At 36.0% G+C, this 239-nt stretch carries 1 protein-coding gene; it reads right to left on the reverse strand.

Annotation, left to right across the window (positions count from 1 at the left end; genetic code table 11):
• Positions 1-239, reverse strand: a 239-nt coding sequence (locus SB717_RS39290) for a cytochrome c biogenesis ResB family protein (protein ID WP_410908723.1), incomplete at both ends; no start/stop codon positions are given.

A 239-nucleotide genomic window follows, 5' to 3' on the forward strand; every position in this document is an offset into this window, starting at 1 on the left:
AACCGAACCAATTTTTATTCGTATGCCCTGCAATCCACCATTCATCATTAACACGTTGTATCCAAATACGGCGATGATTCCAATACATACCTTGAATGACACCAACCATAAATATAAACCCTCCAATACCGAGAATCCAAAGCGTTAAATCTTTTCTTACAGTAAGTGCTGTTGCATTTTGCATTTCAACACCTGCAAACGACATTTTATATTTGTTGTTTCCATCAGGTTCTATATTT

Source organism: Priestia sp. SIMBA_032, from assembly GCF_046535215.1.
Lineage (GTDB): Bacteria > Bacillota > Bacilli > Bacillales > Bacillaceae_H > Priestia > Priestia aryabhattai.